The organism is Streptomyces sp. NPDC023723, from assembly GCF_040639815.1.
In the GTDB taxonomy this organism is placed as follows: domain Bacteria; phylum Actinomycetota; class Actinomycetes; order Streptomycetales; family Streptomycetaceae; genus Streptomyces.
Window position 1 is genome coordinate 78,031 of sequence record NZ_JBFAAP010000021.1, and the last position, 18,177, is coordinate 96,207.

The 18,177-nt window shown below is 72.8% G+C and carries 18 protein-coding genes; 6 read left to right on the forward strand and 12 right to left on the reverse strand.

Features of this window, described 5'->3' with window-relative positions; all coding sequences use genetic code 11:
- Nucleotides 1-135 precede the first annotated feature (135 nt).
- Complete coding sequence (locus AB0G32_RS22230) at nucleotides 136-738, reverse strand: hypothetical protein (protein WP_361165774.1); 603 nt, start codon at nucleotides 736-738, stop codon at nucleotides 136-138.
- A 265-nt stretch (nucleotides 739-1,003) separates the two neighbouring features.
- On the opposite strand from AB0G32_RS22230, the gene AB0G32_RS22235 reads away from it, so the two are divergent.
- Nucleotides 1,004-3,787, forward strand: coding sequence for a penicillin acylase family protein (locus AB0G32_RS22235; protein ID WP_361165777.1), 2,784 nt, complete (start codon nucleotides 1,004-1,006; stop codon nucleotides 3,785-3,787).
- Between the two features lie 84 nt (nucleotides 3,788-3,871).
- On the opposite strand, the gene AB0G32_RS22240 is transcribed toward AB0G32_RS22235, so the two are convergent.
- Both AB0G32_RS22240 and AB0G32_RS22245 read right to left on the reverse strand, forming a co-directional pair.
- The gene (locus tag AB0G32_RS22240) at nucleotides 3,872-5,176 is read right to left on the reverse strand and encodes a serine-threonine protein kinase (RefSeq protein WP_361165785.1); all 1,305 of its coding nucleotides are present in this window, start codon (nucleotides 5,174-5,176) and stop codon (nucleotides 3,872-3,874) included.
- Nucleotides 5,177-5,300: 124 nt separating this feature from the next.
- Entirely contained in the window at nucleotides 5,301-6,536 is a 1,236-nt protein-coding gene (locus tag AB0G32_RS22245; protein WP_361165788.1) for a DUF1343 domain-containing protein, read from the reverse strand.
- Between the two features lie 155 nt (nucleotides 6,537-6,691).
- Between AB0G32_RS22245 and AB0G32_RS22250 the strand changes: the two genes are divergently transcribed.
- From AB0G32_RS22250 to AB0G32_RS22260, 3 genes are read left to right on the forward strand one after another with little or no spacing between them, the layout of a single operon-like run.
- Nucleotides 6,692-7,462, forward strand: a complete 771-nt coding sequence (locus AB0G32_RS22250) for an SDR family oxidoreductase (RefSeq protein ID WP_361165791.1) — start codon at nucleotides 6,692-6,694, stop codon at nucleotides 7,460-7,462.
- Nucleotides 7,459-9,120 (forward strand): AMP-binding protein, encoded by a 1,662-nt coding sequence (locus AB0G32_RS22255; protein WP_361165794.1) that lies wholly within the window; start codon nucleotides 7,459-7,461, stop codon nucleotides 9,118-9,120. Before AB0G32_RS22250 ends, AB0G32_RS22255 begins: the two co-directional genes overlap by 4 nt.
- 40 nt (nucleotides 9,121-9,160) lie before the next feature.
- Nucleotides 9,161-9,754 (forward strand): TetR/AcrR family transcriptional regulator, encoded by a 594-nt coding sequence (locus AB0G32_RS22260; protein ID WP_361165797.1) that lies wholly within the window; start codon nucleotides 9,161-9,163, stop codon nucleotides 9,752-9,754.
- 32 nt (nucleotides 9,755-9,786) lie between these two features.
- Here AB0G32_RS22260 and AB0G32_RS22265 read toward each other — a convergent pair whose 3' ends face one another.
- From AB0G32_RS22265 to AB0G32_RS22275, 3 genes are all read right to left on the reverse strand, one after another.
- Nucleotides 9,787-11,001: an acyl-CoA dehydrogenase family protein gene (locus tag AB0G32_RS22265; protein ID WP_361165800.1), complete on the reverse strand. Its 1,215-nt coding sequence runs from the start codon at nucleotides 10,999-11,001 to the stop codon at nucleotides 9,787-9,789.
- A gap of 5 nt (nucleotides 11,002-11,006) precedes the next feature.
- Nucleotides 11,007-12,029 carry a phosphotransferase family protein gene (locus AB0G32_RS22270; RefSeq protein ID WP_361165803.1) on the reverse strand — a complete coding sequence of 341 codons (1,023 nt, stop codon included), beginning with the start codon at nucleotides 12,027-12,029 and terminating at the stop codon, nucleotides 11,007-11,009.
- Between the two features lie 170 nt (nucleotides 12,030-12,199).
- A complete protein-coding gene (locus AB0G32_RS22275) occupies nucleotides 12,200-12,496 on the reverse strand; it encodes a hypothetical protein (protein WP_361165806.1) in 297 nt (98 codons plus the stop codon).
- Nucleotides 12,497-12,606: 110 nt separating this feature from the next.
- On the opposite strand from AB0G32_RS22275, the gene AB0G32_RS22280 reads away from it, so the two are divergent.
- The gene (locus AB0G32_RS22280; protein WP_361165808.1) at nucleotides 12,607-13,545 is read left to right on the forward strand and encodes an NADP-dependent oxidoreductase; all 939 of its coding nucleotides are present in this window, start codon (nucleotides 12,607-12,609) and stop codon (nucleotides 13,543-13,545) included.
- Between the two features lie 25 nt (nucleotides 13,546-13,570).
- Here AB0G32_RS22280 and AB0G32_RS22285 read toward each other — a convergent pair whose 3' ends face one another.
- The 5 genes from AB0G32_RS22285 to AB0G32_RS22305 form a co-directional block, all read right to left on the reverse strand.
- The gene (locus tag AB0G32_RS22285; RefSeq protein WP_361165811.1) at nucleotides 13,571-13,939 is read right to left on the reverse strand and encodes a DUF202 domain-containing protein; all 369 of its coding nucleotides are present in this window, start codon (nucleotides 13,937-13,939) and stop codon (nucleotides 13,571-13,573) included.
- Nucleotides 13,940-13,944: 5 nt separating this feature from the next.
- The gene (locus AB0G32_RS22290) at nucleotides 13,945-14,337 is read right to left on the reverse strand and encodes a DUF202 domain-containing protein (RefSeq protein WP_361165814.1); all 393 of its coding nucleotides are present in this window, start codon (nucleotides 14,335-14,337) and stop codon (nucleotides 13,945-13,947) included.
- Nucleotides 14,338-14,365: 28 nt separating this feature from the next.
- Complete coding sequence (locus AB0G32_RS22295; RefSeq protein WP_361165817.1) at nucleotides 14,366-14,875, reverse strand: NUDIX domain-containing protein; 510 nt, start codon at nucleotides 14,873-14,875, stop codon at nucleotides 14,366-14,368.
- Nucleotides 14,876-14,966: 91 nt separating this feature from the next.
- The gene (locus AB0G32_RS22300; protein ID WP_361165820.1) at nucleotides 14,967-16,364 is read right to left on the reverse strand and encodes a gluconate:H+ symporter; all 1,398 of its coding nucleotides are present in this window, start codon (nucleotides 16,362-16,364) and stop codon (nucleotides 14,967-14,969) included.
- Nucleotides 16,365-16,425: 61 nt separating this feature from the next.
- Entirely contained in the window at nucleotides 16,426-16,950 is a 525-nt protein-coding gene (locus AB0G32_RS22305) for a gluconokinase (RefSeq protein ID WP_361165823.1), read from the reverse strand.
- Between the two features lie 137 nt (nucleotides 16,951-17,087).
- Between AB0G32_RS22305 and AB0G32_RS22310 the strand changes: the two genes are divergently transcribed.
- Nucleotides 17,088-17,789: an FCD domain-containing protein gene (locus AB0G32_RS22310; RefSeq protein ID WP_361165826.1), complete on the forward strand. Its 702-nt coding sequence runs from the start codon at nucleotides 17,088-17,090 to the stop codon at nucleotides 17,787-17,789.
- A gap of 9 nt (nucleotides 17,790-17,798) precedes the next feature.
- Here the strand turns inward: AB0G32_RS22310 and AB0G32_RS22315 are convergent, their stop codons facing one another.
- Nucleotides 17,799-18,173: a YchJ family metal-binding protein gene (locus AB0G32_RS22315; protein ID WP_361165829.1), complete on the reverse strand. Its 375-nt coding sequence runs from the start codon at nucleotides 18,171-18,173 to the stop codon at nucleotides 17,799-17,801.
- Nucleotides 18,174-18,177: the final 4 nt, after the last annotated feature.

Consider the following 18,177-nt stretch of genomic DNA (forward strand, 5'->3'; position numbering starts at 1 on the left):
GTCGCCCCCCGGGGGCGCGGGGAACTGCGCGCCAAGCCCCAACACACCCGCACCCGACCAACACCGCTCACCCCCCACGCCCCACTGAACCCACTGAACTCACCGCGCCATACCTCCGCACCAGCCCCGCCACCCCTACACCGACACCAGCAACCGCCCCCGGCCAATCGCGGCCAGCGCCTCCGGTGTCAACACCGGCCGCGGCACCAGGATCCCGCAGTCCACGCAGACCGGCCCGGCCGACGGTTCATGGTCCAGCTCGTACTTCCAGACCAGCCGCTCACCCTCGCACACCGGGCACAACACCCCCGGCTCCCGCTCCAGCGCGGCGATCAGCCGGCGCAGTACCTCGGCCAGCGGTCCACGGGGATGCACCGCCGGATCGTCGCACCACGCCACACCGAACCCGCCCCAGGTCAGCCGGTGCCAGTCGTCCACGCTGCCCGGCCGGCGCAGCCCGTCGTGCTTCTCCTTGCGGCGCCGCTCGGCGAACCCCACCTCGTAGGCGAGCCACACCGACCGCGCCTGTTCCAGCTCCTCCAGCGCGGCCACCAGCCGCGCCGGGTCGGGGGACCTGTCCTCCGGTCCGAACCCCCAGCGGGAGCACAGATGGTCCCAGGTCGCCCTGTGTCCGTAAGGGGCGAACCGCTCAAGGCACTTGCGCAGCGAGTAGCGCCGCAGCGCCAGGTCGGACCGCGGATCGCGGACCTGTCTCGCCAGACTCCGGAAACCGGCCATCGCCCTGCACCTCCGTCACACCTGCAGCTGTATTCCGGTCACTTCGGCGTCGTCGTACGGACGTCGCCGAATAGACGTATCGACACGCGATTCGGCTCCATCCGATTTCCGATGGCCCCCATAAACCGGCCGAACCGCCTCCCGAGTCGACTCCTGTGACCTGTGTGTCCGCTGTGCCGTCGCTGAAAAGTGACGCATGTTCATCTTCTATCCCGGGGATACCGCCGGTAACATCCGGCGCGTCCCCGTCGGGAGGAACTGCCCCATGTCACGGCGCACCCCACGCACGGCCCTAGACAGACTGAGAACTCCCCGCGGAATCCACGGGTTCCTGAAGACCGCCTCGCTATGCGCGCTCATTGCCGGTCTTTTGTCACCGCTTTCCCCGGCCGTTGCGGTCGGGACCGGCCCGGCCGCGGTGCCGGCCGTCGCGGCGGCGGCGAACGACCACTGCGGCGGACAGTGTTCCGACATCCTGCCGCCCGGCCAGAACGGCAACGCCACCCTCGCCCAGATCCTGCTCAACCAGGCGTTCGGCACCCAGCCGGCGCACGCCGAGGACCAGCTCGGCCCCTACGCGAACCTCGCCACCGGGCACCAGTCGCTCACCAACGACAAGATCAACTCGTTCTTCAACGACGCCTCGTTCGGCGTCCCCGCCGACCAGGTCGCCTCCACCGTCCGCCCGGCCGGCCGCGCCGACGTGACCATCGTGCGCGACAAGAAGACCGGTGTGCCGCACATCACAGGCACCACCCGGTACGGCACCGAGTTCGGCGCCGGTTACGCGGCCGCCCAGGACCGGCTGTGGCTGATGGACCTCTTCCGCCACGTCGGCCGCGGCGAGCTGACCTCCTTCGCCGGCGGCGCCCCGGCCAACCAGGGTCTGGAACAGCAGTTCTGGCGCAGCGCCCCGTACACCGAGGCCGAACTCCAGGCCCAGATCGACAGCGCCGCCGCCAAGGCCGGCGAGCGCGGCGCGCAGGCCCTGGCCGACGTCGACGCGTACCTGGCGGGCGTCAACGCCTACATCGACGCCTCCGACCAGGCCCGCAACTTCCCCGGCGAGTACGTCCTGACCGGTCACAAGGACGCGATCACCAACGCCGGCACCATCGAGCACTTCGAGCCCGCCGACCTGGTCGCCCTGGCCTCCGTGATCGGCGCCCTGTTCGGCTCCGGCGGCGGCGGGGAGGTGAACAACGCCCTGTCCCTGCTGGCCGCCCAGCAGAAGTACGGCGTCACCGAGGGCACCAAGGTCTGGGAGTCCTTCCGCCAGCGCGACGACCCCGAGGCCGTCCGCACCGTCCAGGACGGCAGCTTCCCGTACCTCACCCCGCCCGCCGACCCGCAGGGCCGGGCGCTGCCCGACGCCGGCACGGTCCAGGCGGAACCGCTCGTGTACGACCGCACCGGCAGCGCGGCCGCCCAGGCCGGGGCCACCGGTCTTTCCTCGGCCCGGCGCGGCATGTCCAACGCGCTCGTGGTCAGCGGCGAGCACACCGCGAGCGGCCGTCCGGTCGCCGTCTTCGGACCGCAGACCGGCTACTTCGCCCCCCAGCTCCTGATGCTCCAGGAACTCCAGGGCCCCGGCCTCAGCGCCCGCGGCGCCTCCTTCGCGGGCCTGAGCATGTACGTCGAGCTGGGCCGCGGCCAGGACTACGCGTGGAGCGCGACGACTTCGGGCCAGGACATCATCGACACCTACGCGGTCAAGCTGTGCCAGGACGACCGGCACTACCTCTACCGCGGCACCTGCACCCCGATGGAACTGGTCGAGCGGAAGAACGCCTGGACGCCGACCGTGGCCGACTCCACCGCCGCCGGCTCGTACACCATGCGGGTCTGGCGCACGAAGTACGGCCCGGTGGAGTACCGCGCGAGCGTCGGCGGCAAGAAGGTCGCCTATGTCTCGCTGCGCTCGTCCTTCCTGCACGAGGCCGACTCGATCATCGGCTTCCAGATGCTCAACGACCCCGGCTACGTCCAGGGCCCGCAGGACTTCCAGCGCGCGGTCCAGCACATCAACTACACCTTCAACTGGTTCTACGCCGACGCCGAGCACACCGCGTACTACAACAGCGGCGACAACCCGGTCCGGGCGGCCGGCGTGGACGCGGACTTCCCGGTCTGGGCCCGCCCGGAGCGGGAGTGGCAGGGCTGGGACCCGGCGGCCAACACCGCCGACTACACCCCGCCCGCCGCCCACCCCCAGTCCACCGACCAGGACTACTACATCTCCTGGAACAACAAGGTGGCCGACGGCTACTCGGTCGCGTCCTGGGGCGACGGTCCGGTGCACCGCGGCGATCTGCTCGACGACCGGGTGCGGAAGCTGGTCGCGGCGGGCGGGGTGACCCGGGCGGCGCTGGTCAAGGCGATGGCCGACGCGGCCCTGGCCGACCTGCGGGCCGAGGACGTACTGCCCGAGCTGCTGAAGGTGATCGACACCGCCCCGGTGACCGACACCGCGGCCAAGGCGGCCGTCGACAAGCTGCGGGCCTGGCTGGCGGCGGGCGGCAAGCGCACCGAGACCTCGGCCGGTTCGAAGACGTACGCCCACGCCGACGCGGTCCGGGCGATGGACGCCTGGTGGCCGCTGCTGGTGCGGGCCGAGTTCGAACCCGGTCTCGGCAGCGGCCTGTACACCGCTTTCACCGCCAACCTCCCGGTCGACGAATCGCCGTCCGCCGCCCACGGCGCGACCGGCGCGCACGCCGGCAGCTCCTTCCAGTACGGCTGGTGGAGTTATGTCGACAAGGATCTGCGGGCGGTGCTCGGGGAGTCCGTCCGCGGTCCGCTGGCCCGGACCTACTGCGGCGGCGGCGACCCGGCGGCCTGCCGGAACACGCTGCTCACCACCCTGAAGGAGGCGGCGGCGAAGACGCCCGCGCAGGTCTACCCGGGCGACGGCAGCTGCGCGGCGGGCGACCAGTGGTGCGCCGACTCGATCATCCACCGCACCCTGGGCGGCATCAAGCACGGCGGCATCGCCTGGCAGAACCGGCCGACCTACCAGCAGGTGGTGGAGTTCACCTCGCACCGGTAGCGCCGGACCAGCAACGAGACAGGCAAGGCAACGAGACAGGCAAGGCAACGAGACAGGCAAGGCAACGAGACAGGCGGCGGGTCGTCAGCGGACCCGGCCCGCCGCCAGCACCAGCCGGGCCAGTTCGGCGTGCAGGATGTCGCTGTGCGCGCCGGACGGCGGCCCGCCGCGCCGGACCACCGCCGCCGCGTCCACGTTCACGCACCCCGTCGCCGGCAGCCCGGCCCGCAGCGCCTCGGCCAGCGTGCACGCGCGCGTGCCCGGCACCGCCCGGACACCGCCGTACCCGAGGGCGCCCCACCGCTCGCCCAGCACCCGGCCGAGACCGGCGGCGGCCACCGCCCGGTCGTCACCGGCCGGCCGGGACGCCAGCGGGTAGAACGTGCCGAGCGACGTGTCGTGCCGGGAGTGGCAGCACACCAGGGGACCGTCGATCCGGCCCGGCCCGCCCCGGAGCGCCCCCGCGGCGCGCCCGTCGTGCGGAAGCCGGTCGGCGAACGCGTAGTGCGAGAACGCGCCCTGGAGCAGCGTCACCGACTTCACGGCGCGTACCCCGGCCGGCAGCCCGCGCAGCGCGAACGACACCAGCCGGGCGCCGAAGCTGTGCCCCACCAGATGCACCCGGACCCGGGGCGCCACCTCGGCCAGCCGCCCCAGCAGCGGACCCAGTCCCCGTTCGCCGACGGTCCCCGCGCGGCGCTTCATGGCGTAGTACGTCGCCTGCCGCAGCAGCTCCCGCGCGCCCTGCCACGGATTCGGCACGACGAGCGGCCGCGAGCCGTCACCGAGCACCGCGCGGCTGAACTCCGCGCAGACCTCCGCCACCGGCCCCGCGAACATCCACGGCTCGTCCCCGGGCCCGCCGTCCGCCACCGTGTCCGCGGCGAACAGCGCCTGCGGGCCGGGCGGCACCAGCTCCACCAGCAGCCGCACCACCCACCGGAACTCCGCCGGCTCACCCGCCTCGAACGACTGCCGCTCCAGCATCCGGGCCAGCTGCTCGACCATGACCTGCCGCCCCGGGAACGCCTCCACCAGGGCGTGCCGGGTGTCCTTGTCCAGCGCCGGGGGCCGCACCGGCTCGGCCGCCACCGCGCGGGGGAAGTCGGGGATCGGCTCGTCGGCGAACCGCATCGACGGCCAGACCACCCCCACGTACCCGACCCGGGCGTTCGGCACGATCCCCGGGACCGGGGCGAAGAACCGGCTGAACAGCCGGGTGGCCCCGGCCCGGTCGTTGTTCCAGCCGTGCGCGAACACGATCAGGTCGCGGACCGGGCCGCCGGCCGCCCCGGCGAGCAGCCGGTCGCGCCCGCGGCGGTCGGCGTCCCCGTCCGCGTCGAAGGCCAGTTCCCAGTACGGGGACACACTCATCGACGGGTCGGCCATGACCGGCTCCCTCCTGCCCGAAGCGGCGCCCCCCCGCTCGCGTAGTCCTCGCATCGTCCTGCGGGGGAGGGGAGTTGGCCAGATGCCGGACCCGGACCCGGGCCCAGACCCGGACCCGGGCGCGTCAGCGGTAGCCGAGGTACCGCTCGCGCACCCGCCGGAACGCCGTCAGCTCGGTCCGCCAGCCCGCCACCACCTCGTCGGTGTCCGCGCCGGCGTCGATCATCGAGCGCACCCGCGCGGAGCCGGTCAGCTTGTCGATCCACTGGTCGGAGCGCCAGGCGAACCCGTCCCAGACCCGCTTGGCGGTCACCAGGAGCGCGATTCCGGTCCGCACCGGATCGAACACCGCGCGGTCGGCGACATGGACCTGCACGCCCCCGACCGTCCTGCCCTGGAACTTGGAGAAGACCGGCGCGAAGTACGCCTCCCGGAACCGCACACCGGGCAGCCCCAGCTCGTTCGCGGCGGCCGCCCACGCCCCGTCGACGCCCTCCGCGCCCAGCAGTTCGAACGGGCGGGTGGTGCCGCGCCCCTCGGACAGGTTGGTGCCCTCGAACAGACAGGTCCCCGAGTACACCAGCGCGGTCTCGGGCGTGGGCATGTTGGGGCTCGGCGGCACCCACGGCAGCCCCGAGGCGTCGTAGAAGTCGGACCGCCGCCAGCCGGTCATGGGCACGGTCTCCAGGGCGACCGGCCTGGCCAGGAACTCCCCGTTGAACAGCCGCGCCAGCTCGGCGACGGTCATGCCGTGCGCCTGCGCGATCGGCTCCCGTCCGACGAACGTCGCGAACTCCCGGTGCAGCACCGGACCGAGCGCGGCCCGCCCGGTCACCGGGTTGGGCCGGTCCAGGACCACGAACCGCTTGCCGGCCAGCGCGGCGGCCGCCATGCAGTCGTACAGCGTCCAGATGTACGTGTAGAAGCGCGCCCCCACGTCCTGGATGTCGAAGACGACGGTGTCCACACCGGATGCGGTGAAGACGTCCGCGAGCGGCTGCCCGCTCTTCAGATACGTGTCGTAGACCGGCAGCCCGGTCGCCGGGTCGTCGTAGCGGCCCTCCGAGCCGCCCGCCTGCGCGGTGCCCCGGAAGCCGTGCTCGGGACCGAAGACGGCGGCGAGGTCCACCCGGTCGTCGGCGTGCATGACGTCGACGATGTGCCGGGCGTCCCGGGTGATCCCGGTCGGGTTGGTGACGACGCCGACCCGGTCGCCGTCGAGCAGCGCGTACCCGTCGGCGGCCAGCCGCTCGAAGCCGGTGCGCGCCCGGCGCCCCGGGGACGCCTCGGCGGTACCGGCACCGGCCGCCACCGCGGCCGCCGTCGTGGTGCTGAGCAAGGCCCGTCTGGACAGTGTCATGCGCACGCACGCTAGTGCCCGGCCCGGCCGGACGGAACGAGGCGAACCGCGAGAACCCCTTCCGCAGCACATACCGACTGGTTAGTCTGTCGCCGAGCCGAAGGCGGGTCCGTGCCGCGGGCAGCGCCCCGTCAGTGTCGCGTCAAAGGAGACCGATGGTGGAAGCCGTGCAGGACGCGGGTGTCGTCGTCACCGGAGCGGGAGGCGGCATCGGGGCCGCGCTGGCCCGCCGCTTCGCCGCCGAGGGCGCCCGGGTCGTCGTCAACGACCTGGACGCCGGAAAGGCGAAGGCGGTCGCCGAGGAGATTGGCGCCATCGCGATACCGGGCGACGCCTCGGCCGTCGTCGACGCGGCCCGCGAGGCGCTCGGCGGCACCGTCGACGTCTACTGCGCCAACGCGGGCGTCGGCTCCGGCGGCACCGAAGCGGCCGCCGAGGAGGTCTGGGCCCGGGCCTGGGACGTCAATGTCATGGCCCACGTCCGCGCGGCGCACGCCCTGCTGCCCGGCTGGCTGGAGCGCGGCCGGGGCCGGTTCGTCTCCACCGTGTCGGCCGCCGGACTGCTCACCATGATCGGCGCCGCCCCCTACAGCGTCACCAAGCACGGCGCCTACGCCTTCGCCGAGTGGCTGTCGCTCACCTACCGCCACCGGGGCGTCAAGGTGCACGCCATCTGCCCGCAGGGCGTGCGCACCGACATGCTCACCGCCAGCGGCAGCGCCGGCGAACTGGTGCTGACCCCGACCGCGATCGAGCCCGAGGACGTGGCCGACGCCCTGTTCCGGGGCATCGAGGCGGACCGCTTCCTGATCCTGCCGCACCCCGAGGTCGCCGAGTACTACCAGGCCCGCGCCGCCGAGCCGGACCGCTGGCTGCGCGGCATGAACCGGCTCCAGCGGCAGTGGGAGGAGGCGAGCGCCCGATGACCGCCACCGGCTCCAGCTACGCCGCCAAGCCCTGGCTGAACCTGCTCACCGACGTCCAGAAGGCCCCGCTGCACCCGGACGCCTCCCTGGTGCACGCCCTGCGCCGGGCCGTCGCCGAGACCCCCGACCGCGCCTTCCTCGCCTACTTCGACGGCCGCCTGACCTACCGCGAGGCGGACGAGCTGAGCGACTCCGTCGCCGGGCACCTGGCCGCCCGCGGCCTGGCGCGCGGCGACCGGGTCGCCGTCCTGCTGCAGAACTCCCCGCACTTCGTGCTCGCCGTCCTCGGCGCCTGGAAGGCGGGCGGGATCGTGGTCCCCGTCAACCCCATGTACAAGTCGGGGGAGACCGGGCACGTCCTCAAGGACGCCGAGGCGACCGCGCTGATCTGCTCCGACCGGGCCTGGGCGGCGTACCTGCGCGAGACGGCCGCCGACTCGCCGGTGCGGATCGTGCTCACCGCCTGCGAGCTGGACTTCCAGACCCGCGGGGACGCGCGCGTACTGGCCTTCGCCCGGCAGCCCGCGGCCGGCACCGACGACCTCACCGAGGCGGCCCGCGCCGGACACCGGCCCCCGGCGGGCCGCGACCCGGAGACCGGCGACCTCGCGCTGATCAGCTACACCTCCGGCACCAGCGGCACCCCCAAGGGCGCCACCAACACCCACCGCAACATCATGTACAACGCCGAACGGCAGCGCACCGGCCTCGGCCTGCCCGAGGCACCCGTCTACTTCGCCCTCGCACCCCTGTTCCACATCACCGGCATGGTCTGCGAGCTCGGCGCCTGCCTGAACAGCGGCGGCACGCTGGTGCTCGGCTACCGCTTCGAGGCGGGCGTGGTGCTCGACGCGTTCGCCGAGCACCGCCCGCACTACACCGTCGGCCCGGCCACCGCCTTCATGGCGCTGGCCGCCCACCCGGACGTCACCCGCGAGCACTTCGCCTCCTTCACCGTCCTGTCCTCCGGCGGCGCCCCGCTGCCGCCCGCCCTGGTGGAGAAGTTCCGCGCGGGCTTCGGACCGTACGTCCGCAACGGCTACGGCCTCACCGAGTGCACCGCCCCCTGCGCCTCCGTACCGCCCCACCTGGAGGCGCCGGTCGACCCGGTCTCCGGGACCCTCGCGGTGGGCGTGCCCGGACCCGAGACGCTCGTCCGGATCCTGGACGAGCAGGGCCGGGAGGTGCCCTTCGGCGAGCAGGGCGAGATCGTGGTCAGCGGCCCCCAGGTGGTCCCCGGCTACTGGCGCCGCCCGGACGCCACCGCCGAGACCTTCCCCGGCGGCGAACTGCGCACCGGCGACATCGGCTTCATGGACGCCAGGGGCTGGCTGTACGTCGTCGACCGCAAGAAGGACATGATCAACGCGTCCGGCTTCAAGGTCTGGCCGCGCGAGGTCGAGGACGTCCTGTACACCCACCCGGCGGTGCGCGAGGCGGCCGTCGTCGGGGTGCCCGACGGGTACCGCGGCGAGACCGTCAAGGCGTACATCAGCCTCCGCCCGGGCGCCGCGGCGGACCCCGGCGAACTCGCCGCGTACTGCGGCGAGAGACTGGCCGCCTACAAGTACCCGCGTCAGGTGGAGATCCTGCCCGACCTGCCGAAAACGGCGAGTGGCAAGATCCTCCGTCGGGAACTGCGTTCCCGCAACGACTAGCGGCATGACCGGCAGTACGACGGAAAGGCAGGTGGCGGCAGTGCCCAGAACGACGGACGGGGGCGGTACCCCGGTACCGCAGCGGCTGCTGGCCGCCGCCACCCGGCTCTTCGCGGAGCAGGGCTACGACCGCACCTCGGTGCAGGAGATCGTCGAGGCGGCCGGTGTCACCAAGGGCGCGCTCTACCACTACTTCGGCTCCAAGGACGACCTGCTGCACGAGGTGTACGCGCGCGTGCTGCGCCTCCAGCAGGAACGCCTGGACCACTTCGCGGACGCCGACGAGCCGGTCGACAGGCGGCTGCGGGACGCGGCGGCCGACGTCGTGGTCACCACCATCGACAACCTCGACGACGCGTCGATCTTCTTCCGCTCCATGCACCACCTGAGCCCGGAGAAGAACCTCCAGGTACGCGCCGAGCGCCGCCGCTACCACGAACGCTTCCGCGCCCTGGTGGAGGAGGGCCAGCAGTCCGGCGTCTTCACCAAGGAGACCCCGGCCGACCTGGTGGTCGACTACCACTTCGGCTCCATCCACCACCTGTCCACCTGGTACCGCCCCGACGGCCCCCTCACCCCCCAGGAACTCGCCGACCACCTCGCCGACCTGCTGCTGCGCGCCCTGCGGCCCTAGGGTGACCCTGGCGACGCGCAGCCACCCGGCGGCTACAGGTACTTCTTCAGCTCCCGGCGCGCCAGCGACCGCTGGTGCACCTCGTCCGGGCCGTCGGCCAGCATCAGGGTCCGGGCCCCCGCGTACAGCTCGGCCAGCGGGAAGTCCTGGCTCACGCCGCCCGCGCCGTGCAGCTGGATGGCCCGGTCCAGGATGCCGACGACCGTGCGCGGGGTGGCGATCTTGATGGCCTGGATCTCCGTGTGGGCACCCCGGTTGCCCACGGTGTCCATCATCCAGGCCGTCTTCAGCACCAGCAGCCGCAACTGCTCGACGGCGACCCGGGCGTCCGCGATCCAGTTCTGCACCACCCCCTGCTGGGCCAGCGCCTTGCCGAACGCGGTACGCGAGGCGGCCCGCCGGCACATCAGCTCGATCGCCCGCTCCGCAATGCCGATCAGCCGCATGCAGTGGTGGATGCGGCCGGGCCCGAGCCGGGCCTGGGCGATGGCGAACCCGCCGCCCTCCTCGCCGATCAGGTTGGCCACCGGCACCCGCGCGTGGTCGAAGACGACCTCCGCGTGCCCGCCGTGGTAGTGGTCCTCGTACCCGAACACCTGCATGGCCCGGGCCACCGTGACCCCCGGCGTGTCGCGCGGCACCAGCACCATCGACTGCTGCCGCCGGAGGTCCGCGCCGTCCGGGTCGGTCTTGCCCATCACGATGAAGATGTCGCAGTCCGGGTGCATCGCCCCGGAGATGTACCACTTTCGGCCGGTGATGACGTACTCGTCGCCCTCCCGCTCGATCCGGGTGGTGATGTTGGTGGCGTCCGAGGAGGCCACCTCCGGCTCGGTCATCGCGAACGCCGACCGGATCCGGCCGGCCAGCAGCGGCTGGAGCCACTGCTTGCGCTGCGCCTCGTTCCCGAACTGGGCCAGCACCTCCATGTTCCCGGTGTCCGGCGCCGCGCAGTTGGTGGCCGTCGGCGCCAGCTGCGGACTGCGGCCGGTGATCTCGGCCAGCGGCGCGTACTGGAGGTTGGTCAGGCCCGCACCGTGCTCGGCGTCGGGCAGGAACAGGTTCCACAGGCCCTGGCGGCGGGCCTCGGCCTTGAGGTCCTCGACCACCTGCGGCGTCTGCCAGGGCGACGCCAGCCGGGCACGCTGCTCGTGCGCCACCGCCTCGGCCGGATACACGTACTCGTCCATGAAGGCGAGCAGCTTGGCGCGGAGTTCCTCGGTGCGGGCGTCGAACGCGAAGTCCATGCCGGTCAGCCTTCCTGGAGAGTGGTCAGTCCGTGCTCGATGAAGACGGGCACCAGTTCGCCGATGCGGTCGAAGCCGCGCCCGACCGTCTGGCCCAGGGTGTAGCGGTAGTGGATGCCCTCCAGGATCACGGCGAGCTTGAACCAGGCGAACGCCGTGTACCAGGAGACCCCCGACACGTCCCGCCCCGACCGTGCCGCGTACTGCTCGATCAGCTCCCGGGGCGTGGGATGCCCGGGCGCCTCGGCGGTGGTGGACACCGGGGACTCGGGCAGCCCGAGCCGCTGGCTGTACATGACCAGCAGCCCCAGGTCGGTCAGCGGATCACCGAGCGTGGACATCTCCCAGTCCAGCACCGCCGTGATCCGGTCGTCGGCTCCGATCAGGACGTTGTCCAGCCGGTAGTCGCCGTGCACCACCGCCGGGGCGGGCGAGCGGGGCAGCTCCCGGCCGAGGGTGGCGTGCAGCTCGTCGATGCCGGCCAGGTCGCGGTCCCGGGAGGCGTCGAGCTGCTTGGCCCAGCGGCGCAACTGGCGGTCGAGGAACCCCTCGGGCCGCCCGAAGTCGGCCAGCCCCACCGCGCCGGGCTCCACCGCGTGCAGCTCCACCAACGTGTCCACCAGGTTCAGTACCGCGCCCCGGGTGCGCTCGGGACCCAGCGGGGCGAGCTGGTCCGCCGTACGGTACGGCGTGCCCGCCACGAACTCCATGACGTAGAAGGGCGCCCCGAGCACCGCCTCGTCCTCGCACAGCAGCACCGTACGGGGCACCGGCACCCCGGTCGGGTGCAGGGCGCTGATCACCCGGTGCTCGCGCCGCATGTCGTGCGCGGTGGCCAGCACATGGCCGAGCGGCGGCCGACGCACCACCCACCGCGAGACGCCGTCGGTGACCGCGTAGGTGAGGTTGGACCGCCCGCCCTCGATCAGCCGGCCGGTCAGCGGGCCGCGCACCAGACCGGGCCGCTCCCGGTCGAGCAGGCCGCGCAGCCGGTCGGGATCGAGTCCGGGCGGGTGATCGGGGCTCATCGGCGCTCCTGGGGCGGGGTGGACGAGGACGGGTCAGTACCGGGATCATGATGCCGACCGGTCGGTATGCCGTCCAGAGGGCGGACCGGAACGTGATCCGCGCCACCACGCGCGGACGGCTCCCCGCGCGGGTGCGCGAGGAGCCGCCGAGGGGCTGGGGCGCGGTGCGGTCAGTGGTCGTCCCAGTGGCCCTCGTGCGCCGCGTGCCGATGGCCGTCGTGCAGGTAGTCGACATGGTCGCCGTGGCGCACGCGCGCGTGCCCGCACATGTCGCCGTGCTGGTGCTCGTGGTCCTGGTGGGCGGTGTGTCCGGCGGTCTCGCACTCGTCCCAGTGGCCGGAGTGCTCGCGGTGCAGGTGACCGTCGTGCGCGTAGTCGACATGGTCGCCGTGCGGCACCTCGGTATGCCCGCAGGCCGGACCGTGGGCGTGCGGGTGGGCGGGGTGTTCCTGGTGGAGGGTGGTCATGGGGCTCACCTTCGAGGAGGACCGCCGCCGCCGGCCAGGCCGCCACGCCGACGGGACGTATCCGTATATTCCGGTTGCGTGGCGTTCGGGTACCCCGGAGGGTCGGAGCCATGAAGGCGATCAGCTACGCACGGTACGGCGGCCCCGAGGTGCTGGAGTACGGCGAGGTCCGCGACCCCCGGGTGGGCCCCGACTCGGTCCTGGTGCGGGTCCGCGCGGCGGGCGTGAACCCGGTGGACTGGAAGTGCCGCGAGGGACACCTGGACGCGCTCCTCGAACCCGTCTTCCCCGTCGTGCCGGGCTGGGACGTGGCCGGCGTCGTGGTCCAGCCCGGCGCCGCCGTCACGGAGTTCGACGTGGGCGACGAGGTCATCGGCTACTGCCGCGAGGACTTCCTCTCCCGCGGCACCTTCGCCGAGTACGTCGCCGCCCCCGTGCGCGCCCTGGCCCGCAAGCCGCGCAACCTGTCCTTCGCGGCGGCGGCGGGCCTCCCGCTGACCGGTCTGACCGCGTACCAGGTGCTGACCAGGGCACTCGAGGTCAAACGCGGCGAGACGGTCCTCGTGCACGCGGCGGCGGGCGGCGTCGGCTCGATCGCCGTCCAGCTCGGCCGCCACCTGGGCGCGCGGATGCTCGGCACGGCGAGCGAACCCAACCACGCCTACGTACGGGAACTGGGCGGCGAGCCCGTGACGTACGGCGAGGGCCTGGCCGAACGAGTCCGGGGGCTGGCCCCCGAGGGCGTGGACGCGGTCTTCGACACGGTCGGCGGCGACACGCTCAAGGTCTCCGCCAACCTGCTGGCCCCGGAGGGCCGCCTGATCTCGATCGCCGACCCGGACGTCGTCGCGTACGGCGGCCGCTACTCCTTCGTCCGCCCCGACCCGCGCGACCTGCGGCGGCTGGCGGAGCTGGCCGAGCAGGGCGTGGTGACGGTGCATGTCTCGGAGACGTTCCCGCTGGAGCGGGCGGCGGACGCCCACCGGCGCAACCAGGAGGGACGGACCCGCGGCAAGATCGTGGTGACGGTGGACGGGAACGAGGGCTGATCGTGGCCTAGCGGACGGCCGTCCGCTAGGCCACGATCAGGACGGCCCCGCACGCCGCCATCGCCACCGTGCACAGGGCGACGGCGGCGGCCCGCGGCGGACCGAGCGCCGGCGGCCGGTTCGAGCCCGCGACGGCGACGATGCGGCGGTGGGCGAGGAACAGCATGCCCAGCCACAGCAGACAGACCAGCGCGCCGCCGGCCACGGAGACCCCCGAGGCACCGCCGCTCAGCGCGGTCTTCGCCCCGAGCACCGCGACGACGGCCCCCGCCAGCGTGGTACGCCGCCAGGCGAGCCGGGTGCGCTCGGGTTGCAGCCCCGGATCACGATCGGGGCCGGGGCCCGGTTCACGATCGGGGCCGGGGCGCCGGTGCGGCTCCCCGTCCCCGCTCACCCCGCTCACCCTTCCCACCCCACCAGCACCACCACGACCATCGCGACGGCCACCACGGCGACGACGACGCCGAGCAGCGCCGGGAAGCGGGACGCCGGCAGGTCCTCGCCGCGCCGCATGGCCCGCTCGCAGCGCACCCAGTGGTTGACGGCGCGCAGCGCACACAGTGCCCCCGCCGCCAGCAGCGTCAGCGCGAGCCCGACCCGCCAGGGCCCGCGCAGGTCGGGCAGGAACTGGTCCACCGCGAAGCCGCCGCCGATCAGCGCGAGGGCGGTGCGCAGCCAGGCCAGGAAGGTCCGCTCGTTCGCCAGCGAGAAGCGGTAGTCGGGGGTGCCGCCCTCCCGCCGGACCGCGTCGGGCGCGAACCACAGGCGGACGTTGCGTGCGAAGTCGATCACGCTCAGGACCCTATCGGGCCGCCTCCGGTCACCCGTCCCGCCCCGTGAGCCGCCGGTACGCCGCCAGCCCGTCCGGCACCCACTCCCACTCGGCGAGGCGCCGCTCCAGCTCCGCCTCCGGCAGGAACGCGTACCAGTCGACCTCCTCGACCTGCGGCCGCACCGCCGACTCGCAGCGCACCTCGTACACCGAGGACCACCAGGTACGCCCGCCGCCGTCGTCGTACAGGAACTTGAACAGGTACCGGGGCCGCGGCAGCCCGCGCACCCCCAGTTCCTCCTCCGCCTCGCGCAGCGCCGCGGTGTCGTAGGACTCGCCCGCGCCGACCACCCCGCCGACGAACATGTCGTACAGCGACGGGAAGACCAGCTTCTGCGCGGTGCGCCGGTGGACGAAGATCCGCCCCTCGGCGTCCCGGGCCTGGACGAACACGCACCGGTGGCGCAGCCCTTCGGCGTACACCGCGCCGCGCGGGGCCCGGCCGACCACCCGGTCGTGCTCGTCGACGATGTCGAGGATCTCGTCTTCAGCGCTCATCCGGCCATCCAAGCAGGAACGGCCCGGGGCCCGGGCGGGGGTGTCCGCCGGGGCCCCGGGCCGTCCGACCCCGAGGTGTTGCAGGGAGCTGCTACAGGATCAGGGAGACCAGCAGCACCAGCGCCCCGGCCACCACCGAGATGATCGTCTCCATGACCGACCAGGTCTTGAGCGTCTGGCCGACGTTCAGGCCGAAGTACTCCTTCACCAGCCAGAAGCCGGCGTCGTTGACATGGCTGAAGAACAGCGAACCGGCGCCGATGGCCAGCACCAGCAGGGCCGCGTGCGTGGTCGACATGTCGGCCGCCAGCGGCGCGACCAGACCGGCCGCCGAGACGGTCGCCACCGTCGCCGAACCCGTCGCCAGCCGGATCGCCACCGCGATCAGCCAGGCCAGCAGCAGCGCCGGGATGGACCAGTCCTTGGAGATCTCCAGGATCATCTGGCCGACGCCCGAGTCGATCAGCGTCTGCTTGAAGCCACCGCCGGCGCCGACGATCAGCAGGATGCCCGCGATCGGCGCGAGGCCCTTCTCGACCAGGCCCGAGACGCGGTCCTTGGCGAACCCGGCGGGCCGCAGCAGCGTGAAGATGCCCACGATCACGGCGGCCAGCAGCGCGATCAGCGGATTGCCGATGACGTCGAAGGTCCGCTGCACCAGGGCGTCCGCGTCGTCCACGACGATGTCGACCAGCGCCTTGGCGAGCATCAGCACGACCGGCAGCAGGATGGTGGCCAGCGTGGCGCCGAAGCCGGGACGCTTCTCGAGGTCCTCGGAGGCACGCTGCGGGATCATCCGGTCCGGGGCCGGCACGTCCACCCAGCGGGCCGCGAACTTCGAGAACACCGGACCGGCGATGATCACGGTCGGTATGGCGATCAGGACACCCAGCGCCAGCGTCACGCCGAGGTTGGCGCCGATCGCGTCGATCGCGACCAGCGGACCGGGGTGCGGCGGCACCAGACCGTGCATCACGGAGAGACCGGCCAGCGCCGGGATACCGATCCGCATCAGCGAGTAGTTGCCGCGCTTGGCGACCATCAGGACGACCGGGATCAGCAGCACGATGCCGACCTCGAAGAAGAGCGGCAGGCCGATCACGGAGGCGATCAGCACCATCGTCCACGGCATCGAGCGCTTGCTCGCCCGGCCGAGGATGGTGTCCACGATCTGGTCGGCGCCACCGGAGTCGGCGAGCATCTTGCCGAGGATCGCGCCGAGCGCGATCAGCACGCCCACACCGGCCACGGTGGAGCCGAGCCCGGCGGTGAAACTGGTGATGACCTTGTCCAGCGGCGCCCCGGCGAACGCGCCGAGCGCCAGCGACCCGATGGTCAACGCCAGGAAGGCGTGCAGCTTGAACTTGGTGATGAGCAGGACGATGACGGCGATGCCCAGCAGCACGGCGATGCCCAACTGGGCATGACCGGCCGAGGTGATGGGCTCGACGGTGTCCGCTGCCAGCATCTCGACGCTGAGTCTGGTCACGGTGATTCCCTTGCGTGATGGGGATGCGGGGGGATACGAGGGGTGTGAGGGGCGGGGTGGGCTACGCGGGTTCGGGGAGCGCCTGGAGCGCGGTGACGGCCCGTTCGGCGATCTCCTCGGGGCCGCCGGAGACGTCCACGGCGACCCCGGCCTCGTCCGGCTGGAGCGGCTGGAGCGTGCCGAACTGGGAGTCGAGCAGCGCCGTCGGCATGAAGTGCCCCTCGCGGTGCGACATCCGGTCCTCGATCAGCTCGCGGCTGCCGGTGAGGTGGACGAAGACCAGACCGGGGGCCTCGCCCCGCAGCCGGTCGCGGTACGACCGCTTCAGCGCCGAGCAGCTGACCACCCCGCCGAGCCCCGCCCGCTGGTGCGCCCAGCCGCCGATGGCGTCCAGCCAGGGCCACCGGTCGCCGTCGTCGAGCGGGGTGCCGGCCGTCATCTTGGCGATGTTGGCCGGCGGGTGGAAGTCGTCGCCCTCGGCATAGGGAACGCCGAGGCGGGCGGCGAGCAGGGGACCGATGGTGGTCTTCCCGGTGCCCGCCACGCCCATGACCACGACGACATGGGGGGTCTGCGGTTGCTGCATCGTGCTCTCGCTGTCTGCTGTCTTCGTCGACACGTGATGTCGACGCAACTGAAGCTCATTAGGTACGACAAATTCAAGTGTCTGTGACATATAAGTCTGACTTTTTGTCGCTGTGATGCGGCACGTACGCTGAGTGCATGAGCACACCGGGCCGGGGTCTGCACGGCCGAGTACTGGACGCCCTCGGCCCCGCCATCACCGCCGGCGAGTATCCCGTGGGCAGTGTCCTGCGTACCGACGAACTCGCCCAGCGGTTCGACGTCTCCCGCTCGGTGATGCGCGAGGCGGTACGGGTCCTGGAGTCCATGCACCTCGTCGAGTCCCGCCGCCGGGTGGGCGTGACCGTCCGGCCCGAGCGCGAGTGGAACGTCTACGATCCCCAGGTCATCCGCTGGCGGCTGGCCGGCGCCGACCGGGCCCGGCAACTGCGCTCGCTCACCGTGCTGCGCTCGGCGGTGGAGCCGGTGGCGGCGGGCCTGGCCGCGCGCAACGCCACCGCGGGCCAGTGCGCGGAACTGACCGAGTGCGCCCTTGGCATGGTCGCCAACTCCAGCGGCCACCGCCTGGAGCAGTACCTCTTCCACGACGTGGCCTTCCACCGCGTCATCCTGAACGCCTCGGGCAACGAGATGTTCGCCCGCCTCGGCGACGTGGTCGCCGAGGTGCTGACCGGGCGTACGCAGCACGACGTGATGTTCGAGGACCCCGACCCGGCCGCCGTCACCCTGCACGTCCGGCTCGCCGAGGCGGTCCGCGAGCGCGACGCCGGGCGCGCCGAGGCACTCACCCGCGAGATCACCGTCGGCGCCCTCCAGGAACTGGACATCCTGGCCCCGTAGCGCCGGCCGTCAGTCCAGGAACTCCCCGTCGACGTACACCCAGCCCCCGTCGATCCGCTGGAACCGGCTGCGCTCATGCAGCGAGCCGCCCCGGTAGGACGCCCGGAACGTCACGGTGCCGGTGGTGTGGAACGCCGACCCGTCGCCGGTCTCCAGGATCTCCAGCCCGGTCCAGCGCATCCCCGGATCGAGATCGAGCCGGGCGGGGCGGGTGCGCGGGTGCCAGGTGCGCAGCAGATAGCCCGCGTCCAGCCGGGTGAAGGCGCTGTAGCGCGAGCGCATCAGGGCCTCGGCGGTCGGCGCGGCGGCGGCCCCCGTATGGAACCGGCCGCAGCACCTCTCGTACGGCTCGGGCAGTCCGCAGGGGCAGGTACGCGTGCTCATGGCG